Consider the following 16,449-nt stretch of genomic DNA (forward strand, 5'->3'; position numbering starts at 1 on the left):
TCCTGGCTGGCCGGATGCCGAAGGCTGCACCGCCGTTACGAGCGAAAGGCCGAGCACTTCCTGGCCTTCGTCGGCATCGCCGCAGCCCTCATCGGCTACCGCCGACTCACCAACTGAAACGGCGTCTAAGGACGACATGGTCCCGGGCAACTGCTTTACGCAACGATCGATTCAGCTCCGTCGGCCAAGGACAGCGTCGCCCTCAACCACGCGCCACACGCAGCAGACAAGGCCGCAACACCAAGCCGCAAGGCCGAATTCACTTCAAGGAGCACTTGAGCCGCTTGGCCACAGCCGGCACATGATCCTCGACAAACCGCTGCACCTTCTCAGCTCCGGCCTTTCCCTTCTCGGTCCCCTCACCACTCACAAAGAGCGTGAAAGTGTAATAGCTGGGTCCGCCCTCCTTGCACGCGATCTGAACAAGCGCACCATCAGACCCGATCACAGCGGTACCAGGAAACGAAACCCGGCGGGTAGCCGCATCCTCGTACGACTTTGCCGCGGTCTCCCAGTCCACCTTTTGCAGCGGATTCTCCGCCTCACGGATGATGCTGTGCACCACCCTGACGTGATCCACGAAAAGGATGCAGTTCTCAGATTTCCAGGATGTGCGTCCTCCCTCCTCCACCACCCGCTTTGCATGCGGCATCAACGGCTCCAACGCCTCCCGCTGCACCGGAACACCGCAGAACTCATCCGGCACAGCCGCCGCATCGCTGCATCCGGTGAGCAACGCACCCGAGAGGCCGACCACCACACCCACCGCAGCCCTCCACCAAGTCGACCTCACACCTGATCACCCAATTCCGTCAGCATGTTCGTTTACTGGAGCCTCTGTGTTGCTGTACGGCCACCCACACGCACGCCTGCTGCCTGATCGCCCCACCGCCAACAACCCAACTCCACATGTCACGGCTGAGAAAGGCCCGCGCGGGCCGGGCAACTACTTCACACAGCACGGCATCTCCGCACCCACAGCAAACACGGGACAAGCTCGACCACGAGCAAAAGTCCAGGCAGCACTACCGGACCGCGAGGCAGGATCACTTCAAGGAGCACTTGAGCCGCTTAGCCACAGCCGGCACATGATCCTCGACAAACCGCTGCACCTTCTCAGCTCCGGCCTTTCCCTTCTCGGTCCCCTCACCACTCACAAAGATCGTAAAGATGTAGTAGCTGGGTCCCCCCTCCTTGCACGCGATCAATACCTTGGCACCATCAGACCCGATCACAGCGGTACCAGGAAACGAAACCCGGCGGGTAGCCGCATCCTCGTACCACTTTGTCGCGGCCTCCCAGTCAACCTTTTGCAGCGGATTCTCCGCCTCACGGATGATGCTGTGCACCACCCTGACGTGATCCACGAAAAGGATGCAGTTCTCAGATTTCCAGGATGTGCGTCCTCCCTCCTCCACCACCCGCTTTGCATGCGGCATCAACGGCTCCAACGCCTCCCGCTGCACCGGAACACCGCAGAACTCATCCGGCACAGCCGCCGCATCGTCACTACACCCTGAGAGCAAGGTACCCAAGAGACCGAGCACGCCAACAGAGGACACCCGCCACTTCGCCCTCACTACTGATCACCCGCGATGCCATCGGCGTGCTTGTTACCGTCATTGGCGGCAGCACCTATTTGATCATAAATTCCATCATTAAACGAGAAACCCTGATGCGTCTGCGCCCATCCGGAATTCACGCTGTACCATTCTTCAGCCAAGGCATCCAGTTGCCCTTGCCTGAGAGAATAGGTGGTCTTATTATGTTCAGTCCATTCAGCGTCCTGCCGTTTCTGCTCACCCATGATGCAAGCACTAGTGGCTACATCGACACCTCGCTGCGCCAAGTCACCCAAGACCGGAACGAAGTTGACGATCGATCCAGCGGTGTGATAACTCCACATCTTGTCCCACGTGTAGTCGTGCTTGTCTCCCTTGAGTGCGTTGTATCGAGCCTCCTCCAAGAATCCGACAGCATGCCCGGCTCTATGGAGCGTGTCCTCGGGCGGCAGGGTGGAATCATGGATGTCGCGAACCATCCAATAATTCATTCCTTCGTTGAGAGCAACATAAGAACTCTCGCTTCTCGAGACCTGTTTCGTCATTTCCATGATCTGCTCAGCCGATAGTCCCCCAATCCCTTGGGAAGCCGGTCCCCCGATACTCCCCATCACCGGATACACCTTGTCGCCGTGACTCGTCATCACCTTGGCCATGCTGTCCCGCAAGGACTCCGGCATGTCGTCGCCCTGATCGGACAGTGTGTCCATCGCGTAGAAGAAGATGCGGTTGTTGGCATCCGTGTGCCGCACCTGTGCCGTGGGCCTGGGCCCATTCGGGTCCACCCCGCCGGCCGCTGCCGCCAGGGCGTCGCCCAGCCCCTTGCGGTCGTCGGTGTCCAGTTCGTCGCTCGCGGTGAACTCGATATTGCCTTGCCACCGCGTAGTGTTCGTCACCTTCCAGTCCCGGCTTCCCTCACCGTCACCGAGAAGGTAATCAAGGCGTTCCTTACCGGCGCTGGTGCCGGGGTCGAGGTATCCGGCGGCGCCTTCCGGATTGTGCGACATGACTCCGAGCGCACCGTCCACGGGGTCATTGGCGAACCAGCCGTCCTCCTTGCCACTGAAGTGACCGCGCAGGTCCCAGACGTCGGGGTCTTCCTTCTCCAGGGCAATCATGTCGTCGGTGATGTCCGCGACGAACTGCGGCGAATACCCGTGCCCCTGCTGCATCAGCGTGACGAGGCTTTGATACCCGCGAACCTCCTGACCGGATCCCCTACCTATCTGGATCTTCTCACCAGCGACCTTGAGATCATATTTGTCGTCGCCGTACTCGCGAAGATCGTTACGCCATTTTGTGTAAAATCTGGCGTCATCCGTCGACAGCCACTTGTCGAACGCGTCGAAGTACTCTTTGGTGCCGTAACGCAAATGCTTACCATCGGCACTTTTGAAATCGGGCACTCTGGTGGCCGTCGCCAAGGAGTCTGAGAGCCCCCCGTTGATCTGCAGGTACTGATTCTTGTTCTTGGTGTCATCGAAGTACGCCAAGTCGTCCATTTTATTGGACAACTTCAGGACGTTGTCAACGCCGAGTGAATCGAGATAGGTCCGACTGAACACCTTGTCACGCGAATTGTCGCGCATGAGCCGTTCCCACTCCTTCAGGTCGTCTCCGGTCAATTCTTCACCGGACAGAACCTGATCGGCGTAGTACTTGGCCTGCCTCGCCTCGTAGACCTCGATGTCCCCGACCGCGGAACCGTTGAAGGAGTGCCCTTCCCCGAGGACGTCATCGATCATGCGCCCGAACCAGCTCTTGACGCCGGCCGCCTCACGGAGTGCCAGCTCCACGCCCTGATCGGCGTCGTCCACGGCTTTGACGGCTTCTTTGATCTTCTTCGTCCACGCGGCTGCGGCTGCCTTCTGTTTCGACAACACGTCCGAGTAGTCCGGATCGTGTCGCCACGACGCCAGCTTGCTTTCGTCGTAAACGACTTCGCCATTGTTGTTGACGGTCATATCGGCCATTTGGGCCTGCTGGACCAGAGACTTGACGTTGCCCACAAGCGTCGTGAACTGCTGATGCGCATCACGCAGAAGCGAGGCGATAGCCTTCGCTTCAGTCTGTGCGGCCTGGAGTTGACTACGCGTATTGGCGAATTGAACGGCAGCCACCGTCGCGCTGATGCCCTGCCACCCCCCGCGGCTCGCGACCGGTTGCACATCCTCCATGTAGCTGGTATCCAAGCTCTTGAATCGCTTGGCCATTTCATCCCAGTCCGCTGCTGCGTCCGTCAAGGTGCTGAGCTTGACCGTCATCACGTCTTGATAGGTGAGCATACTATTTACCCCCTCCCTCCCTCCCTTTCAGATGTCACTTTTCGGCGTGATACGGACCGCAGCAGCATTCCCCCTCACTTCGTGATCGACGTATTGGAAATGCTTTTTGGCCTTCACGAGACTGGAACGATCTTTGTCCAATGGATTCTGCAGATTCTTCACCTGTAGCGCCCATTCCTCATGGGCGTCTTTCAAGCCGTCGCTCGTCTGCCAGCCACTGAACTCGCGTACGGCGGTACCGGTGCTTTCTTCGGCATACGCGCCGACCTGACCTGTCTGCCGATGCAAGTCCACGAGCGCCTCGGCCGCCGCCTTGCTTCCCTGATCATCGGTCTTGAGGTCTTGAGCGCCGCTTGCCGGCCCTTCTGGAGCAACGCTGTTCAGCCGCATGCCCGTCTCGCGACGCGCCAACGCATCTGCCTTCAGCAGCTCCCACTCGTCCCAAGCCATGCTTCCCCCTCAAGTTGTCATGTAGCGTTATTGCATACGTCTCAGCGACCGTGCAGGTCTCAACTGTGTGGTCAATAGAACAGGCGCAGCCTGCAAGGCGCTGAACGCCTCACTCGCTCGTGCTTCCGTATGAACGCCGGTGTTTCCAGTTGCCCCGTCGTCGTCTCGCTTACTGAGGACGCCCAGGGTTGTAAGGGTTGTTCTCCGGCACCGCGTCAGGTCCGGGCTGCGTGAACTGCCAGCCGCCGTACGGCATCTGCTGCATCGGCATGCCCGGAGGCGGAGGCGGGGGGAGCTGGCTGCGACGCTTGCGGCTGATGGCGAATGCCGCGACGGCGGCCACGAGCAGGACGGCCGCACCGGCGCCGATGACGATCCACAGCGTGTTGCTGCCGGAGTCCTCGGCCGCGGAAGCGTTGGCGTCGGTGTCGTCTCCCTTGACCGGTGCTCCCGCTTCGCCGCTCTTGGAGGCGGTCGGCGACGGCGACGCCGTCTTCTCCGCCTCCTTCAGGTCGGGCAGCGGGTAGACGTCCGCCGGGCCCGGGTCGCCGGGGTTCTGCAGGGCGATGCGCGGGCGGACGATGCCGTAGCCGATGGAGTCGTTGCGCTTGGCGCCGTCGGTGGGCCCGCCGATGGTGTTGAGCATGACCCGGAGGACCTGGTTGTTCGTCCAGTCCGGGTGCTTGGACCAGATGAGGGCGGCGCTGGCGGAGGCGATCGCGGTCGCATCACTGGTGCCATCGCCCTTGCACAGACCCGTCTTGGCGCCGCAGGCATGAACCATGTCTTCGCCCGGCGCGGCCATGTCGACCTGCGGACCGAAGTTGGAGAAAGAACTACGGCGGAGATCCTTGCCCACCGATGCCACCGCCACGACGCCGGGAGTGGCAGCGGGGTACTCCACAGGATTGCCCTTTTCGGCGTCGTTGCCCGTACCGGCGAAAACGAGCGAGCCGCGGCCGAGGGCATACCTCACGGCCTCGTCCATCTCGGGCCCATTGCTGGCTGTCGCCATGGAAATATTGATCACCTGCGCGCCCGAGTCCGCCGCGAAACGGATGGCCTTGCCCATTGTCGCCGCCCCAGCGAAGCCAATGGTGTCACCGGCGCTGGGCACCCGGATCGGCAGGATCTTGGCCCCAGGCGCCAAGCCGTAGGCACCTCTGCCTCCGCCCCAGGCGCCCGTGCCGGCGATGAGCCCGGCCATCCCCGTGCCGTGGCCCTGGTAATCCGAGTGCTCATCGCCCTCGTGCAACCCCTTGGCGAGATCCAACCCGTCGAGCACTCGCCCCTTGAGGTCTGGATTGTTCGGGTCCACCCCCGTGTCGATCACAGCAACTGTGATGTTCTTCCCCGTGCTCGTCTTCCACATCTCCTCGGCGTGCATGGCATCCAGGTGCCACTGCTGCGAGCGGGTGGAGTCAGATGCTTGGGCAGGCGAGGCCGCAGCGCCCACCAGCAGGAGGCCTGCAGCCGCCGAGACGAGGAAACGCAAACGGCCGCGACAGTTCCGGTTGGTAGGCATCTGCGGATCTCTCCTGTTGATATGGACCTCAGTCAGTCACCGTCGGCGACTCACGGCGATCCGTCTCCTGCTTCGTGCTCGGCCGAGCACCGCGAGAGGGAGCACCGTCACGACGCACACCTTCACGGCTCGCCGTACCTCCGGCTATACCCCCGCGCGTCGGCGCGGTGGGCACCGGCGTACCTGGGCGGGCGGGCGGACGCCCTGTCCGCTGCGGGGCGCCACCCACCACCCCGCCCTGAGGCGTGGGCAGTGGACGCCCGGTGTTGGCGCTGCCACGCGTGGCTGTCTCAGCGCCCACCACGGTTCCCCCTGGCAGTCGGCCTGCGCTCGACCCGGGTTTCGCTGTCTGACGGCCGCCGGCGATCGCTTGGTTGTCCCGCTGCCCATTGGACTTACCGGTAGGACTCGGTCGTCCGTTGGCGTTGGCGGGTCCAGCAGGACGCCCGTTCACGCCCCCCTGCCCTGCGGAGCGCCCACCGGTGATTCCAGTCGCCGGACGCCCACCGGCCACGGCCGGCCCCGTCGGACGCCCGTTCGCTGCGCCAGGTACTCCGGTGCGGGAAGCACCGGTCGTCCCAGGGGTCGTGGAGCGTCCGCCAGTGACGCCAGGAGTCGTGGACCGTCCGCCCTTCGCGCCAGGCCCGGTGGGCCTGCCCGTCATGCCCGGGGTCGCGGGCCGCCCGGTCGTACCGGCCGCTGAGGGTACGTTGCGGCCTCCGCCCTGGCCCGGAAGCGTCCTTCCGGCCTGAGTACCGGAGGTCGGCCCGTGCGGGAACTGGCCCATGCCGGTACCGGTGCGACCGTAACGGGCCCCGGGCGTGCCCTGGGTGGGACCGAGCGGCCGACCGCCCGGAACCTGCCTTCCGCTTCCACCGGGGGCTGTAGGCACAGGACCGTTTCGGCCCGCAATCGGCGGGACGACGTTGGGGGCGCCCGGAAGGCCCGGCAGGACCACATCGGGGCGGTTCGGAACGGTCGGGGTAGTCGGTCCCGGAGTCTGGATGGGTCGCTGGGTCTCCGGCGGAACCGTAGTGACCGAGTCGATGTTGACCTGAGTCGGACGGTCCACCTCCACTACCGGCCGCTGAGTATCCGCCGGAATACGGGTCACCAGGTCCCGATCGCCCGAATGCCCCCGTATTGCGCCAGGTTCCCCGGTAGGGCCCCCCGACTCGCGACTCGACACGGTACCGGTACTGGTGCCGTTCCGGACTGCACCGCCGCCGTCGGAGGTTCCAGGTCGCGAGATCTCCGTAGGCGTTTCGATGCCACTCACTTCGGAAGGCGGCGGCGGGAACTTGGGGCGTTCCAACTTGTCCAACTGCTCGGACGACTGGTCGTACGCCTGCGCAAGCTTGCGCATCTCCGCGACCGCCTCCAAGCGCACCTTCTCCTTGTTGGCCTCGATGGCGGCCAGTTCGGCGCGGGATTTGGAGGCGATCTCCTGGGAGTCGGGATCGTTGTGATACTTGCGGGCCGCCTCGAGATTCGCCGTGGCGCTCGCCTTGTCACGCGGGATCGACGCCTTGGCCGTGGAGATGGCCTTGGAGGCCTCTCCGAGCCACTTGGCCGAGCCGTCGCTGAAGTCGGCAAGCCGGTACGCCGAGTTGGCCAGGTCGCCCGCCCAGATCCGGAAAGCGTCCGCGCCCTCGCCCTTCCACTCCACCCACTGCGGGCGGATCTTCAGCTCGTCGGCGATCTTGCGGATCTCCTTGGCCGCATTGACCAGCTTGTCGGCCGCGCTCTGCACCTCGCCGCTGTTCGCCTGGTCGAGCCACGCGAGCATCTGCTCGTGGCTCATCCCCTCGAAGGGCGTGCCCTTGCCTGCCATCAGCTGTTTCCCCGTTCCCGTCGTCCGTGCGTCCGCGTCAGATCGAGCCGCCTGTGTCACCGGCGGGCGGGTTCTGGCCGCCGGTGGCGCCGCCGCCCTGAGCGCCGTGGTTCTTCGCGTGCTCGGGGTCGTACGGACCGCCGTAGTGCTTCGTCGTCTCGGCGCTGATCGCCTGCATACGGCGACGGACGTCGTCGTCGATGTTCGAGTAGCCCTTGTGCGAGGCGAGGACGGCGATGGACATGGCTTCCATGCAGTCGCCGAGCAGCTTCGAGAAGGACTCCAGGTCGGTGATGACCTTCTCGTACGACTTGTGCAGGCCCGCGGCCTCGACCCAGGAACCTCCGCCGCCCCCGAACTGGGTGCGCGTCACCTGGTCCTCGCCCACCTTCTTCGGGCCGGCCTGCGACTCCTTGAGGTCGCGGATGAGCTCGTCGATCCGCTGACGGAACTTGGTGAAGGAGGTGAACTCGGTCTGAATGTCCTGCACCGCGTTCTTCGCGGTGTCGAAGATGTTGGACACCCAGGATGTGGTGGCCGCGCCCGTCGACCCACCGCTGTCGCTCGGCAGCACCGATATCTACCTCCCCGTTCCCCGTTCGGCCTTCGGATCAGACAAGACCGCACCCGTTACTTTAGCGATCAGCTGTGACAGTCGTGTGGTGGGTGGTGTGGTGACCGGTGAGCATTCGGCCACCGCCGTTGACTTCCGACCCCTCTCACATCAGGTCTACCAGGCGCCTGCACCAGGCTCGTAACGAACTGGCTACGGTCGGTCCGCAGAAGTGGAGAAGTTGGGGAGAAAGGCGGAACGGATGCCTCGGCAGTGGCGGGACGGGCGGGGGACGTTGCTCGTCGAGGGAGACGACGGGGCCGTGCACGAGGTGCCGTTGGAGGTCGCGGCCTCGTACCGGGCGCGCACCAGAGGGCTCCTCGGGCGCGACTCCATCGAGGGCGCGATGCTGCTCACACCCGCGAACAGCATCCACACCTTCCGTATGCGCATGCCGATCGATGTGGCGTATCTGGACCGGCAGTTGCGGGTCATCGCGGTACGGACGATGCCCCCCGGCCGCCTGGGCCGGCCCCGCCTGCGGGCCCGGCATGTGCTGGAGGCTGGGGCCGGGGCGATGGCCGGGTGGGGAGTGCGTGTCGGCGTGCGGGTATCGGTCGAGCTCGAGGTTCCGGGCCGGTGACCACTCAGGAAGTGGTGCTGCGCGTACCAGGCTCGGCTGAGGGTGAGTTCCGAGAGCGTCGCTGCCCCCGGCGGCAGTAGCGTTTCGGGTCCTGCGGGGTGCCTCGGTGGGACCGGCTTGCGGGCATGCCCGCTGGAGGTCCTCCGGCTCCGGGTAGCGGACCTGGGTGCAGCCCCGGCGCTTGGTGATGTCGTCCGCGTAGGCGCGGAACAGGGCGTCACGGGGCTCGTGGTGGTTCGCGCTGTGTACCGGCGCCGCGAGGGCACGATCGGGGAGGCGGTCCCTCTCGGTCTTCGGCTGTCGGCCGTACCAGTCGGCGTATCAGGCGCACGAGTCGTTCGCCGTACTCGTCGGCGTCAGCTTCTTCGGCATCTCCGGCAGCGTGCCCTCCGGAACCGCCGGGAGGCTGGTGCGGCAGCCCAGCCTCGCCGCCAGGAGCGTGCCGCCGTCGAGGTCCATCACCTCGTCCGGGTCCACCAGGCGGCGGAGGCCGCGGTGATCTCGCGTTCGCTCGCGGCGTGGTCGCGGATGTCGTCGTACGTGAGCCAGCCCGCGTACTGGCTCAGGCCCACACCGGCCCCGGCCGTCCACCGCCATGGCCTGACCACGCCCGCGCGCACGTCAGCCTCCCCCGGTCACAGCTCGACCGGCGCGGGGCCGACGCCGCGCCGGCGTTCGAGACCACCCGGCGCGTCGGAATCGTTTGTCGGTGGTGCGGGACGGGTGCGGGTGCCGGTGCGGGTCGGTCGTTCGCCGGGCGAGTACGAGTGTCCGTTCAGTTTTCCCCTCGCGGGAACGTCACCTCTACGCGGCGGTTCTTTCTACGGCCTTCTTCCGTGGCGTTCGACGCGATCGGGTACTGCTCGCCGTAGCCCCGGACCTCAAAGGTGATGTTCGGGTCGTTCAAGTCGTCGTCCAGGGCGTCCTGTACGGCGTTCGCGCGTTGCTTGGACAGGACGTCGCCGTGGGCCGCCGAGCCCAGGTTGTCCGTGAAGCCGAAGACGCGGATGCGGGTCGCGTTCTGCTTCTTGATCTCCTGCGCGATCGCGTTGATACGGCGCTTCGCGTCCGCGCTCAGTTTCGCGCTGTCCTTGCCGAACAGCACTTCCGCCTGTAGCGCGAACTTCACGTCCGCGTTCGTGTCCTCGCGGCGTTCGTCTCCCGACTGGTCCTCCACGACCGACTTGATGTCCAGCACCTTCGGCTCCGCCAGCGTCGCGCCCTCGGGGAGCTTCAGGTCCGGGTCGTTGGGGTCCACCTTCACGGGGGCCGCGGCTGTCGCTTCGGTGCCTGGGGGGACGCTGGGGCCGTCGTCCGCGTGGGCTGTGGGGGTACCGGGGGCGTAGAGGGTTGCGGTGAGGAGGAGCAGGGTGGCCGACGTTGTCAGGGGGCCGGCCTTTCGGGTGTGGGGCATCCGTTTCCTCACCTCATCCGGTGATCTGGATGGGGGCGGAGGCGAAGGTGGGGAGCTGGAACGTGACCTCGGTCGTCTCCGCCGGCGGTGCCGGGAACTGCATGAACACCGACAGCGCTTCTCCCGGCTTGATGGTGGAGAAGCCCGTGGTCGTCAGGGGGCGACCGTCGGTGTCGCGGAGGACGTAGTACCGCTTCTTGCTCTTGGGGTCGACCAGCGTCGCCCCGCCGAGCGACGGACCGTTTCTCACGATCTCAGTCTCGTTACCGCCCAATGCGGCTGGTACAACGATGTCCTTCGCGCCGTCGTTCTTCAGCGTGCCATTCACTGTCACGAAGCCGCCTGAGTCCCGCTGGGCGGAGGTGATCTGGAGGAGAAGCCCGTTGGAGCCCTTCAGTTCGGCCAGCGGCTGCTCGGATTGGCCCTCTTGGGCACTCGGCTTCGATCCGTCACCCACGGACGCAGACGCCGACTTCTCGGGCTTCTTCTCCTCGTCGGCGCCTCCTCCCCCGCCGCAGCCGGCCACGCCGACGGCCAATCCGGCCGCGACAGTCAGCGCGACCACCCCCTTGCGGGCCCTCGCAGCGAACCGAATGCTCATGCCTCTGCTTCCTTCATCCCTTGTCGTTCGCGAGTCAGTCGTCGGCCAGGTGGACGTCGAAGAGATCCCTTGGCTCTGGAAGGTCGGTGAGGTTGCCCGGGATCAGCTCCCAAGTCTTGTCCTTGCACTTGAGCGACGGCAGGACTGCCCCCTTCTCCTCCCCTTCCTTGACGTCTCCGTCCGGCAGGTCGAACGTGCACAGCGATTCGATCACTGCGGTCGCCGACGCCGTGGCGTACTGGTTCTCGGTGCCAGGTATCACGGAGTCACCCACCGGTCTGTCCGTCTTAACCTCGACCGTGTAACCGAGCAGCCCTGTCGGCGCGCAACTCTCAACGTGGGCCTCGTTCTGCGCCGCGAGTTCGTACGCCCGCCAGCACGACGGGTTCACTGGGGCATCACCGTCGAAAATCGCCTGCCACTTGGTCGGGTCACGCACATCTTGCAGCCACTGCGCCGCGAGCTGCTTCCTGGTGTCCTGGGCCGCTGCCAGAGCCGCGGCATCAGCGGCTGTCTGGGCGCCGTTCCGATTGGCTGCCGCCTGTCCGACGGCCAAGTAGGCGAACGCGAGCAGCAGCAGGCCTCCCACGACTGTGATGTAGATAGGGAAGGCCTGCCCCGTATCTTTGAATCCGTGGAACCGCCTCAGACGATTTCCGCGATCTTTTCGATGATCTTGTCGTAGATCGTCTGTCCGATACTCGTGCCGGTAACGGCCAACACAATCGCCACCACCACCGCAATGATCCCCAGGTACTCCACCGCCGTCTGCCCCCTGTCGTTCCTCGCGGCGCGGGTCCTGAGGTAGGTGACCGTGGAGTTGATCCAGTTGCTCATGGTGTTCCCCTCTGGTGTCGGGCGAGCCGTGGGCGCTGTGTTCGCGGGTCCTGGAAGAAGTCTCGGGAAAAAAGTAGGCGGGAATGCCCCGGTTGCCAGAGGGTTGTCGGCGTGCGGGGCGCTGTCCGGCTGAAAACCGTTGGCGTATACGCGTGGCACGTGCCGCGTCCTGCGATGATTCGGTTGTCAACCATGCGCTGTCGTGCGGGAGTTTGGCGGAAATGATGCCCTCGGTGTGCTTCGGCATTGCGTCCCTCCCCTCCCGCCCGGTCGAGACTTCGGGCGACCGACACGTCGCACACTGTCCCACACTCGGTTGCATCTGCGAAAGGTTTTTGTGTAAATGCCTTATGTCTAACGGCTGTTGAGCGTTTGCTTGTGTCATGTCTGGCGCCCTCCTCACTCCCCTGTGATCGACCCGAAGTCCGTGCCCGAGCCCAGCAGCAGGCCCGCGCCGAGGAGGAGCATCGTGGCCGGGACCATGAACGTGGTGATCATCAGCGTGGCCCTGGGGACGGCTCGGGCGGCCTTGCGGCGCGCGTTCTGGGCGTCTGTGCGGCGCATGTCCTTGGCGATGGAGACCAGGGTGTCGACGATGGGGGCGCCGAGTTCCTCGCCCTGCTGGAGCGCGGTGACGAACAGGGCGACCTGCTCACTGTCGTTGCGGCGGCGCAGCTCGGCGAAGGCCTGGCGGCGGCTCATGCCGAGGTCCATCTGGCGCAGGGTGATGCGGATCTCGTCGGCCCACGGGCCCTCGTAGTGGGAGGCGACCCGGTCGAGGGCCTGCCGGAAGCCGAGGCCGGCGCTGACGACGACGGCGAGGACGTCGAGGAAGTCGGGCAGGGTGCGTTCGATGACGTCGCGTCGGACGCGGATCGCCGCCCAGATGCCGACCTCCGTCCAGAACGCGGCGAAGGCGAGGAGCAGCAGCGCGATCAGGTAGTTGCCGCGCAGCAGGAAGATCAGGCAGCCGACGCCGCCGAGGGCGCCGTAGACGGCTCTGCGGGCGGCGTAGCGGTCGATCGTGAGGCCGCCGGGGTTGCCCGCGAGGTCGATCTTGCGGCGGACGCGGGCGACGAGCTTGGGGCCCATCAGGCGGAGCACCGTGGGCGCCCAGCGCATGCCCATGCGGTCGATGACGGAGTCGACGGCGCCTGTGCGGGTGGAGCCGACTTCCAGGGCGAGGGCGAGGTCGCCGGGGAGTTTGGCGTCCGCGCGGTACATGCGGATGCCGGTGAAAACGCCCAAGACGCCGGCGGCGGTGAGGAGGGCGAGGCCCAGTGCGATCAGGTCCATGTTGTGTCGTCCCCCGGCCCTCAGACGTCGATCCGTGACATGCGGCGGATCAGCACGAAGCCGATCGCGTACAGCGCGAACGCCACGATGACGCACGCCTGGCCGACGGTCGAGCCGGTCATGCGGTCCAGGGCGCCGTCCTTGACGCCGTTCATCAGGAACAGCGAGCCGATGCCCATGACGGGGACGGCGTACGACGTCATGTTGACCTGGGAGAGCTGGGTGCGGATCTCACGCCGGGTCTCTTTCCGTTCTTCCAGTGTCTCCGTCAGGTTGCGCAGCGCGCTGACGACTTGGCCGCCTGCCCTGTTCGACAGGACCAGCGTGGTGACGAGGACGACCAGTTCGCGGGACGGGAGGCGTTCGGCCAGTTCGCTCAACGCGTCCTCCATCGGTACGCCGATCGCCAACTGGTCGCTGACCTTGGCGAGTTCCTCGCCGGCCGGGGCCTCCAGTTCCTCCGCGGCCATGCCGATGGCGGTACGCAGGGCGAGGCCGGCCTGGGTGGCGTTGGCGAGGATGCGGGCCATCTCCGGGAGCTGGTTGATGAACCGTTCGATGCGTTTCTGCCGCTGCCAGGTGAGGAACTGAAGTGCCGCCCACACGCCGAGCAGCCCGGCGATCGGGCCGAAGAACGGCGCGAGGGCGGCCTGCCCGATCAGCCACAGCGCGACGACCGCCGTCAGCATCGCCACGGTGAACTCGCCCGGTGTCACGTCCAGGCCCGTGGCCGCCAGCTTCCGCTCCAGGCGGCGGCCGAGCGCGGTGCGGCGCAGCCGGCGGTCCAGGGCGTGGAAGCGGCGCCGGCGTCCCGCCGGGGGCAGTTGGTGGGTGTAGGTGAGGCGTTCCACGAGAGCGGCGCGCTGGGCCCTGCCGCGGGCGTACGTGTGTGCGCCGAGCACCGCGAGCAGGCAGGTGAGCAGGGCGATGCCGGTGGTGAGGGTGATGAGCGTGTCGAGTTCCATCGGTCCTGTGTCCTGCCTGCCTGTCTGCCTGTGTGCCTGTCTGCCTGTTTCTGTCTGGCTGCCTGCCTCTGCCTGTCCTACCGGGCTTCGCGTACGGCCAGTTGGTCCGGAGTGTGCGCCACTCCGAACGCCTGTGGGACGGGCTGGCCCGCCATGTAGAGGCGGTCGGCGGTGCGGCGCGGGAGAGGGTGGTGGCTGTACGTGCCGTACACCCGCCCGTCGTGGGTCATGGGCTGTGCCTCGAAGCGGGCGACCGTGGCGAGGCGGTACGGCTCCCCGCCGTGGCTGTCGAGGACGGCGACCTCGGTGACGCGCCGGGCGCCGTCGGGGAAGCGGGTGAGCTGCACGATGACGTCGACGGCGCTGTTGATCTGGTCGTGCAGCGCGGCGAACGGGATCTCCACGTCGGACATCGAGGCGAGGGTCTGCAACCGGGTCAGGGCGTCCTCGGCGCTGTTGGCGTGGACGGTGGCGAGGGAGCCGTCGTGGCCGGTGGACATGGCCTGGAGCATGTCCAGGGACTCACCGCCGCGGACCTCGCCGACGACGATCCGGTCGGGCCGCATCCGCAGCGAGTTGCGGACCAGGTCGCGGATGGTGATACGGCCCTTGCCCTCGACGTTGGGCGGGCGGGACTCCAGGCGGATGACGTGGTTCTGCTGGAGCTGGAGCTCGGCGGAGTCCTCGATGGTGATGATGCGTTCGCCGTCGGGGATCAGGCCGGACAGCGCGTTGAGGAGGGTGGTCTTTCCGGTGCCGGTGGCGCCGGAGACGATGATGTTGAACTTGGCCTGCACCAGCCCGGCCAGCAGATACAGCATGTTTTCGTCGAGCGAGCCGAGCCCGATCAGCTCCTGGAGGGTGAAGGAGCGCGGGAAGCGGCGGATGGTGAGGGTGGGGCCGGTCAGGGACAGCGGCGGGATGATGACATTGACGCGTTCGCCGGAGGGCAGGCGGGCATCGACCATCGGATTGGACTCGTCGACGCGCCGGTTGACGGTGGAGACGATCCGCTCGATGGTCTGCATCAGCTGGTCGGCGGAGGCGAACCGCAGCGGCAGTTGTTCGACGCGCCCGGCACGCTCGACGAAGATCGCGTCGGGGCCGTTGACCATGATCTCCGTGATGGAGGGGTCCTCCAGCAGGGGTTCCAGGATGCCGAGGCCGAGGGCCTCGTCGACGACGCGGCGGATCAGCTGCGAGCGCTCCACCGTGGACAGGACGGGGCCTTCACGGCTGATGATGTGGCCGAGGACGCGTTCGAGTCGGGCACGGCGCTCGGCTGCCGCGAGGGAGCCCATCTCGGCGAGGTCGATCTCCTCCAGCAGTTTCGCGCGGTACGAGGCGACCAGGTGGCCGTCCTCGCCGCGGCGGCCGTTCTCCTCCGGTGCGTTGATACGTGCGCGCAGGCTCACGGGGCCGCCCCTTCCGGTGCGTCGTCGAGCGGCATGACGGCGGTGCGCTTGGCCGCGCCGAGGTCCCAGCCGGGCACCAGCGTGGGGATCTTCACGGCGGCGGTGACCTCGACCTCCGTGCCGCTCTCGCTGCTGGAGCAGGTGGTGTCGCCGGCGAGTCCGTCGCTGACGGCCTCGGCGCACGCCTGCTGGGCGCTGCCCGGCAGCAGGGAGGCGCTGCGGGCGCCGGCGCGGGCGGCCGTGCCGGCCTGCTGGGCTGCGTAGGCCACCAGGCCGAGCTGAATGCCGGCGAGGGCGACGAGGATCAGGACGGGGATGAAGCCGAGGTATTCGATGGCGACCTGGCCCCGGTCGCGGGGGCGAGGGCGAGGGCGCGAGCGCGGGCGCGCCGGGCCCTGTGCCTTCACGGCGTCGTACGGCGCCACACGGTCGTACGGCGCCACACGGTCGTACGGCGCCACACGCCCGTACGGCGCCACACGCCCGTACGGCTCCACGCGCGCGTACGGCGCCACACGCCCGTACGGCTCCACGCGCGCGTACGGCGCCACGCGCCCGTACGGCGCCACGCGCCCGTACGGCGTCGCAGTTCCGTCCGTCGTCACCGGCTCGTCCGGCGTCAAGGTTTCGTACGGCATCTCAGTCCGTCTCCTCCTCCACCGCGCCCGCCGCCCCGTGCACGGTGAACGGGAAGGCGATCACCCCGGGGAACAGGACGGGCACCTTGAGGGAGACGGAGGCCCTCACATAGCCCCCGCCGGTCGTGCAGTCCACGTCGGCGTCCCCCTCCCAGGCTCCCGGCAGTTTGTCCAGGCCGGCCTGTGTGCAGGCGCCGGCGCGGGCGCCCGGGTCGGCGGCCGTGGCGGCGCGTACCGCTTCGTCGGCAGCGTTACCCGCGAGCGTGAACGTGTATCCCACGAGCACGCACTGCCACATCAGGACCAGGGTGACGATGATCGTCGGGGTCATGCCGAGGAACTCGATGGTCACCTGCCCGGCGTCCCGGCCCCGCGGGCCGTCCGGGCCACGCAGGCACCTCCACGGGCCCCCGCCCCGCAGACCGCCCAGC

General features: G+C 66.5%; 18 protein-coding genes and 1 pseudogene. 2 read left to right on the top strand and 17 right to left on the bottom strand.

The genetic code is table 11. From position 1 onward, the window contains the following. Positions 1-117: pseudogene (locus MTQ10_RS16455) on the top strand (IS5/IS1182 family transposase); the annotation flags it as partial. A gap of 142 nt (positions 118-259) precedes the next feature. On the opposite strand, the gene MTQ10_RS16460 reads toward MTQ10_RS16455, so the two are convergent. The 6 genes from MTQ10_RS16460 to MTQ10_RS16485 all read right to left on the bottom strand — a co-directional run bounded on the left by MTQ10_RS16460 (position 260) and on the right by MTQ10_RS16485 (position 8,179). Continuing rightward, entirely contained in the window at positions 260-766 is a 507-nt protein-coding gene (locus MTQ10_RS16460; RefSeq protein WP_247468626.1) for a hypothetical protein, read from the bottom strand. Positions 767-1,046: 280 nt separating this feature from the next. Beyond that, positions 1,047-1,547: a hypothetical protein gene (locus MTQ10_RS16465; RefSeq protein ID WP_247468628.1), complete on the bottom strand. Its 501-nt coding sequence runs from the start codon at positions 1,545-1,547 to the stop codon at positions 1,047-1,049. 32 nt (positions 1,548-1,579) lie between these two features. Next, positions 1,580-3,847, bottom strand: a complete 2,268-nt coding sequence (locus MTQ10_RS16470) for a hypothetical protein (RefSeq protein WP_247468631.1) — start codon at positions 3,845-3,847, stop codon at positions 1,580-1,582. 27 nt (positions 3,848-3,874) lie between these two features. After that, entirely contained in the window at positions 3,875-4,297 is a 423-nt protein-coding gene (locus tag MTQ10_RS16475) for a hypothetical protein (RefSeq protein WP_247468635.1), read from the bottom strand. Positions 4,298-4,466: 169 nt separating this feature from the next. Then, a complete protein-coding gene (gene mycP / locus MTQ10_RS16480) occupies positions 4,467-5,822 on the bottom strand; it encodes a type VII secretion-associated serine protease mycosin (protein ID WP_247468646.1) in 1,356 nt (451 codons plus the stop codon). 1,871 nt (positions 5,823-7,693) lie between these two features. Further along, on the bottom strand, positions 7,694-8,179 hold the full coding sequence (locus tag MTQ10_RS16485; RefSeq protein ID WP_247468648.1) for a hypothetical protein: 486 nt from the start codon (positions 8,177-8,179) through the stop codon (positions 7,694-7,696). Positions 8,180-8,471: 292 nt separating this feature from the next. On the opposite strand from MTQ10_RS16485, the gene MTQ10_RS16490 reads away from it, so the two are divergent. Further along, positions 8,472-8,852 (top strand): DUF192 domain-containing protein, encoded by a 381-nt coding sequence (locus MTQ10_RS16490; protein ID WP_247468650.1) that lies wholly within the window; start codon positions 8,472-8,474, stop codon positions 8,850-8,852. Positions 8,853-9,173: 321 nt separating this feature from the next. Here MTQ10_RS16490 and MTQ10_RS16495 read toward each other — a convergent pair whose 3' ends face one another. The 11 genes from MTQ10_RS16495 to MTQ10_RS16545 form a co-directional block, all read right to left on the bottom strand. Then, positions 9,174-9,311 (bottom strand): hypothetical protein, encoded by a 138-nt coding sequence (locus MTQ10_RS16495; protein ID WP_247468652.1) that lies wholly within the window; start codon positions 9,309-9,311, stop codon positions 9,174-9,176. Next, positions 9,311-9,472, bottom strand: a complete 162-nt coding sequence (locus MTQ10_RS16500) for a hypothetical protein (RefSeq protein WP_247468654.1) — start codon at positions 9,470-9,472, stop codon at positions 9,311-9,313. Before MTQ10_RS16500 ends, MTQ10_RS16495 begins: the two co-directional genes overlap by 1 nt. Positions 9,473-9,627: 155 nt before the next feature. Then, positions 9,628-10,266, bottom strand: a complete 639-nt coding sequence (locus tag MTQ10_RS16505) for an OmpA family protein (protein WP_247468656.1) — start codon at positions 10,264-10,266, stop codon at positions 9,628-9,630. 13 nt (positions 10,267-10,279) lie between these two features. After that, positions 10,280-10,867 carry a hypothetical protein gene (locus tag MTQ10_RS16510; RefSeq protein ID WP_247468658.1) on the bottom strand — a complete coding sequence of 196 codons (588 nt, stop codon included), beginning with the start codon at positions 10,865-10,867 and terminating at the stop codon, positions 10,280-10,282. A 34-nt stretch (positions 10,868-10,901) separates the two neighbouring features. Next, positions 10,902-11,516 (bottom strand): pilus assembly protein TadG-related protein, encoded by a 615-nt coding sequence (locus MTQ10_RS16515; RefSeq protein ID WP_282612252.1) that lies wholly within the window; start codon positions 11,514-11,516, stop codon positions 10,902-10,904. Next, positions 11,513-11,704, bottom strand: coding sequence for a hypothetical protein (locus MTQ10_RS16520; RefSeq protein WP_247468662.1), 192 nt, complete (start codon positions 11,702-11,704; stop codon positions 11,513-11,515). The genes MTQ10_RS16515 and MTQ10_RS16520 overlap by 4 nt, the downstream gene beginning before the upstream one ends. A 399-nt stretch (positions 11,705-12,103) precedes the next feature. Further along, positions 12,104-12,991, bottom strand: coding sequence for a DUF5936 domain-containing protein (locus MTQ10_RS16525; protein ID WP_247468667.1), 888 nt, complete (start codon positions 12,989-12,991; stop codon positions 12,104-12,106). A gap of 29 nt (positions 12,992-13,020) precedes the next feature. Next, complete coding sequence (locus MTQ10_RS16530; RefSeq protein WP_247468664.1) at positions 13,021-13,965, bottom strand: type II secretion system F family protein; 945 nt, start codon at positions 13,963-13,965, stop codon at positions 13,021-13,023. 77 nt (positions 13,966-14,042) lie between these two features. Next, positions 14,043-15,380 carry a CpaF family protein gene (locus MTQ10_RS16535; RefSeq protein ID WP_247468666.1) on the bottom strand — a complete coding sequence of 446 codons (1,338 nt, stop codon included), beginning with the start codon at positions 15,378-15,380 and terminating at the stop codon, positions 14,043-14,045. Beyond that, positions 15,377-15,787 carry a TadE/TadG family type IV pilus assembly protein gene (locus MTQ10_RS16540; RefSeq protein WP_247468669.1) on the bottom strand — a complete coding sequence of 137 codons (411 nt, stop codon included), beginning with the start codon at positions 15,785-15,787 and terminating at the stop codon, positions 15,377-15,379. The genes MTQ10_RS16535 and MTQ10_RS16540 overlap by 4 nt, the downstream gene beginning before the upstream one ends. A 232-nt stretch (positions 15,788-16,019) precedes the next feature. After that, complete coding sequence (locus MTQ10_RS16545) at positions 16,020-16,349, bottom strand: pilus assembly protein (RefSeq protein ID WP_247468670.1); 330 nt, start codon at positions 16,347-16,349, stop codon at positions 16,020-16,022. Positions 16,350-16,449: the final 100 nt, after the last annotated feature.

Source organism: Streptomyces sp. XM83C, assembly GCF_023072675.1.
Classification (GTDB): domain Bacteria; phylum Actinomycetota; class Actinomycetes; order Streptomycetales; family Streptomycetaceae; genus Streptomyces; species Streptomyces thermocoprophilus.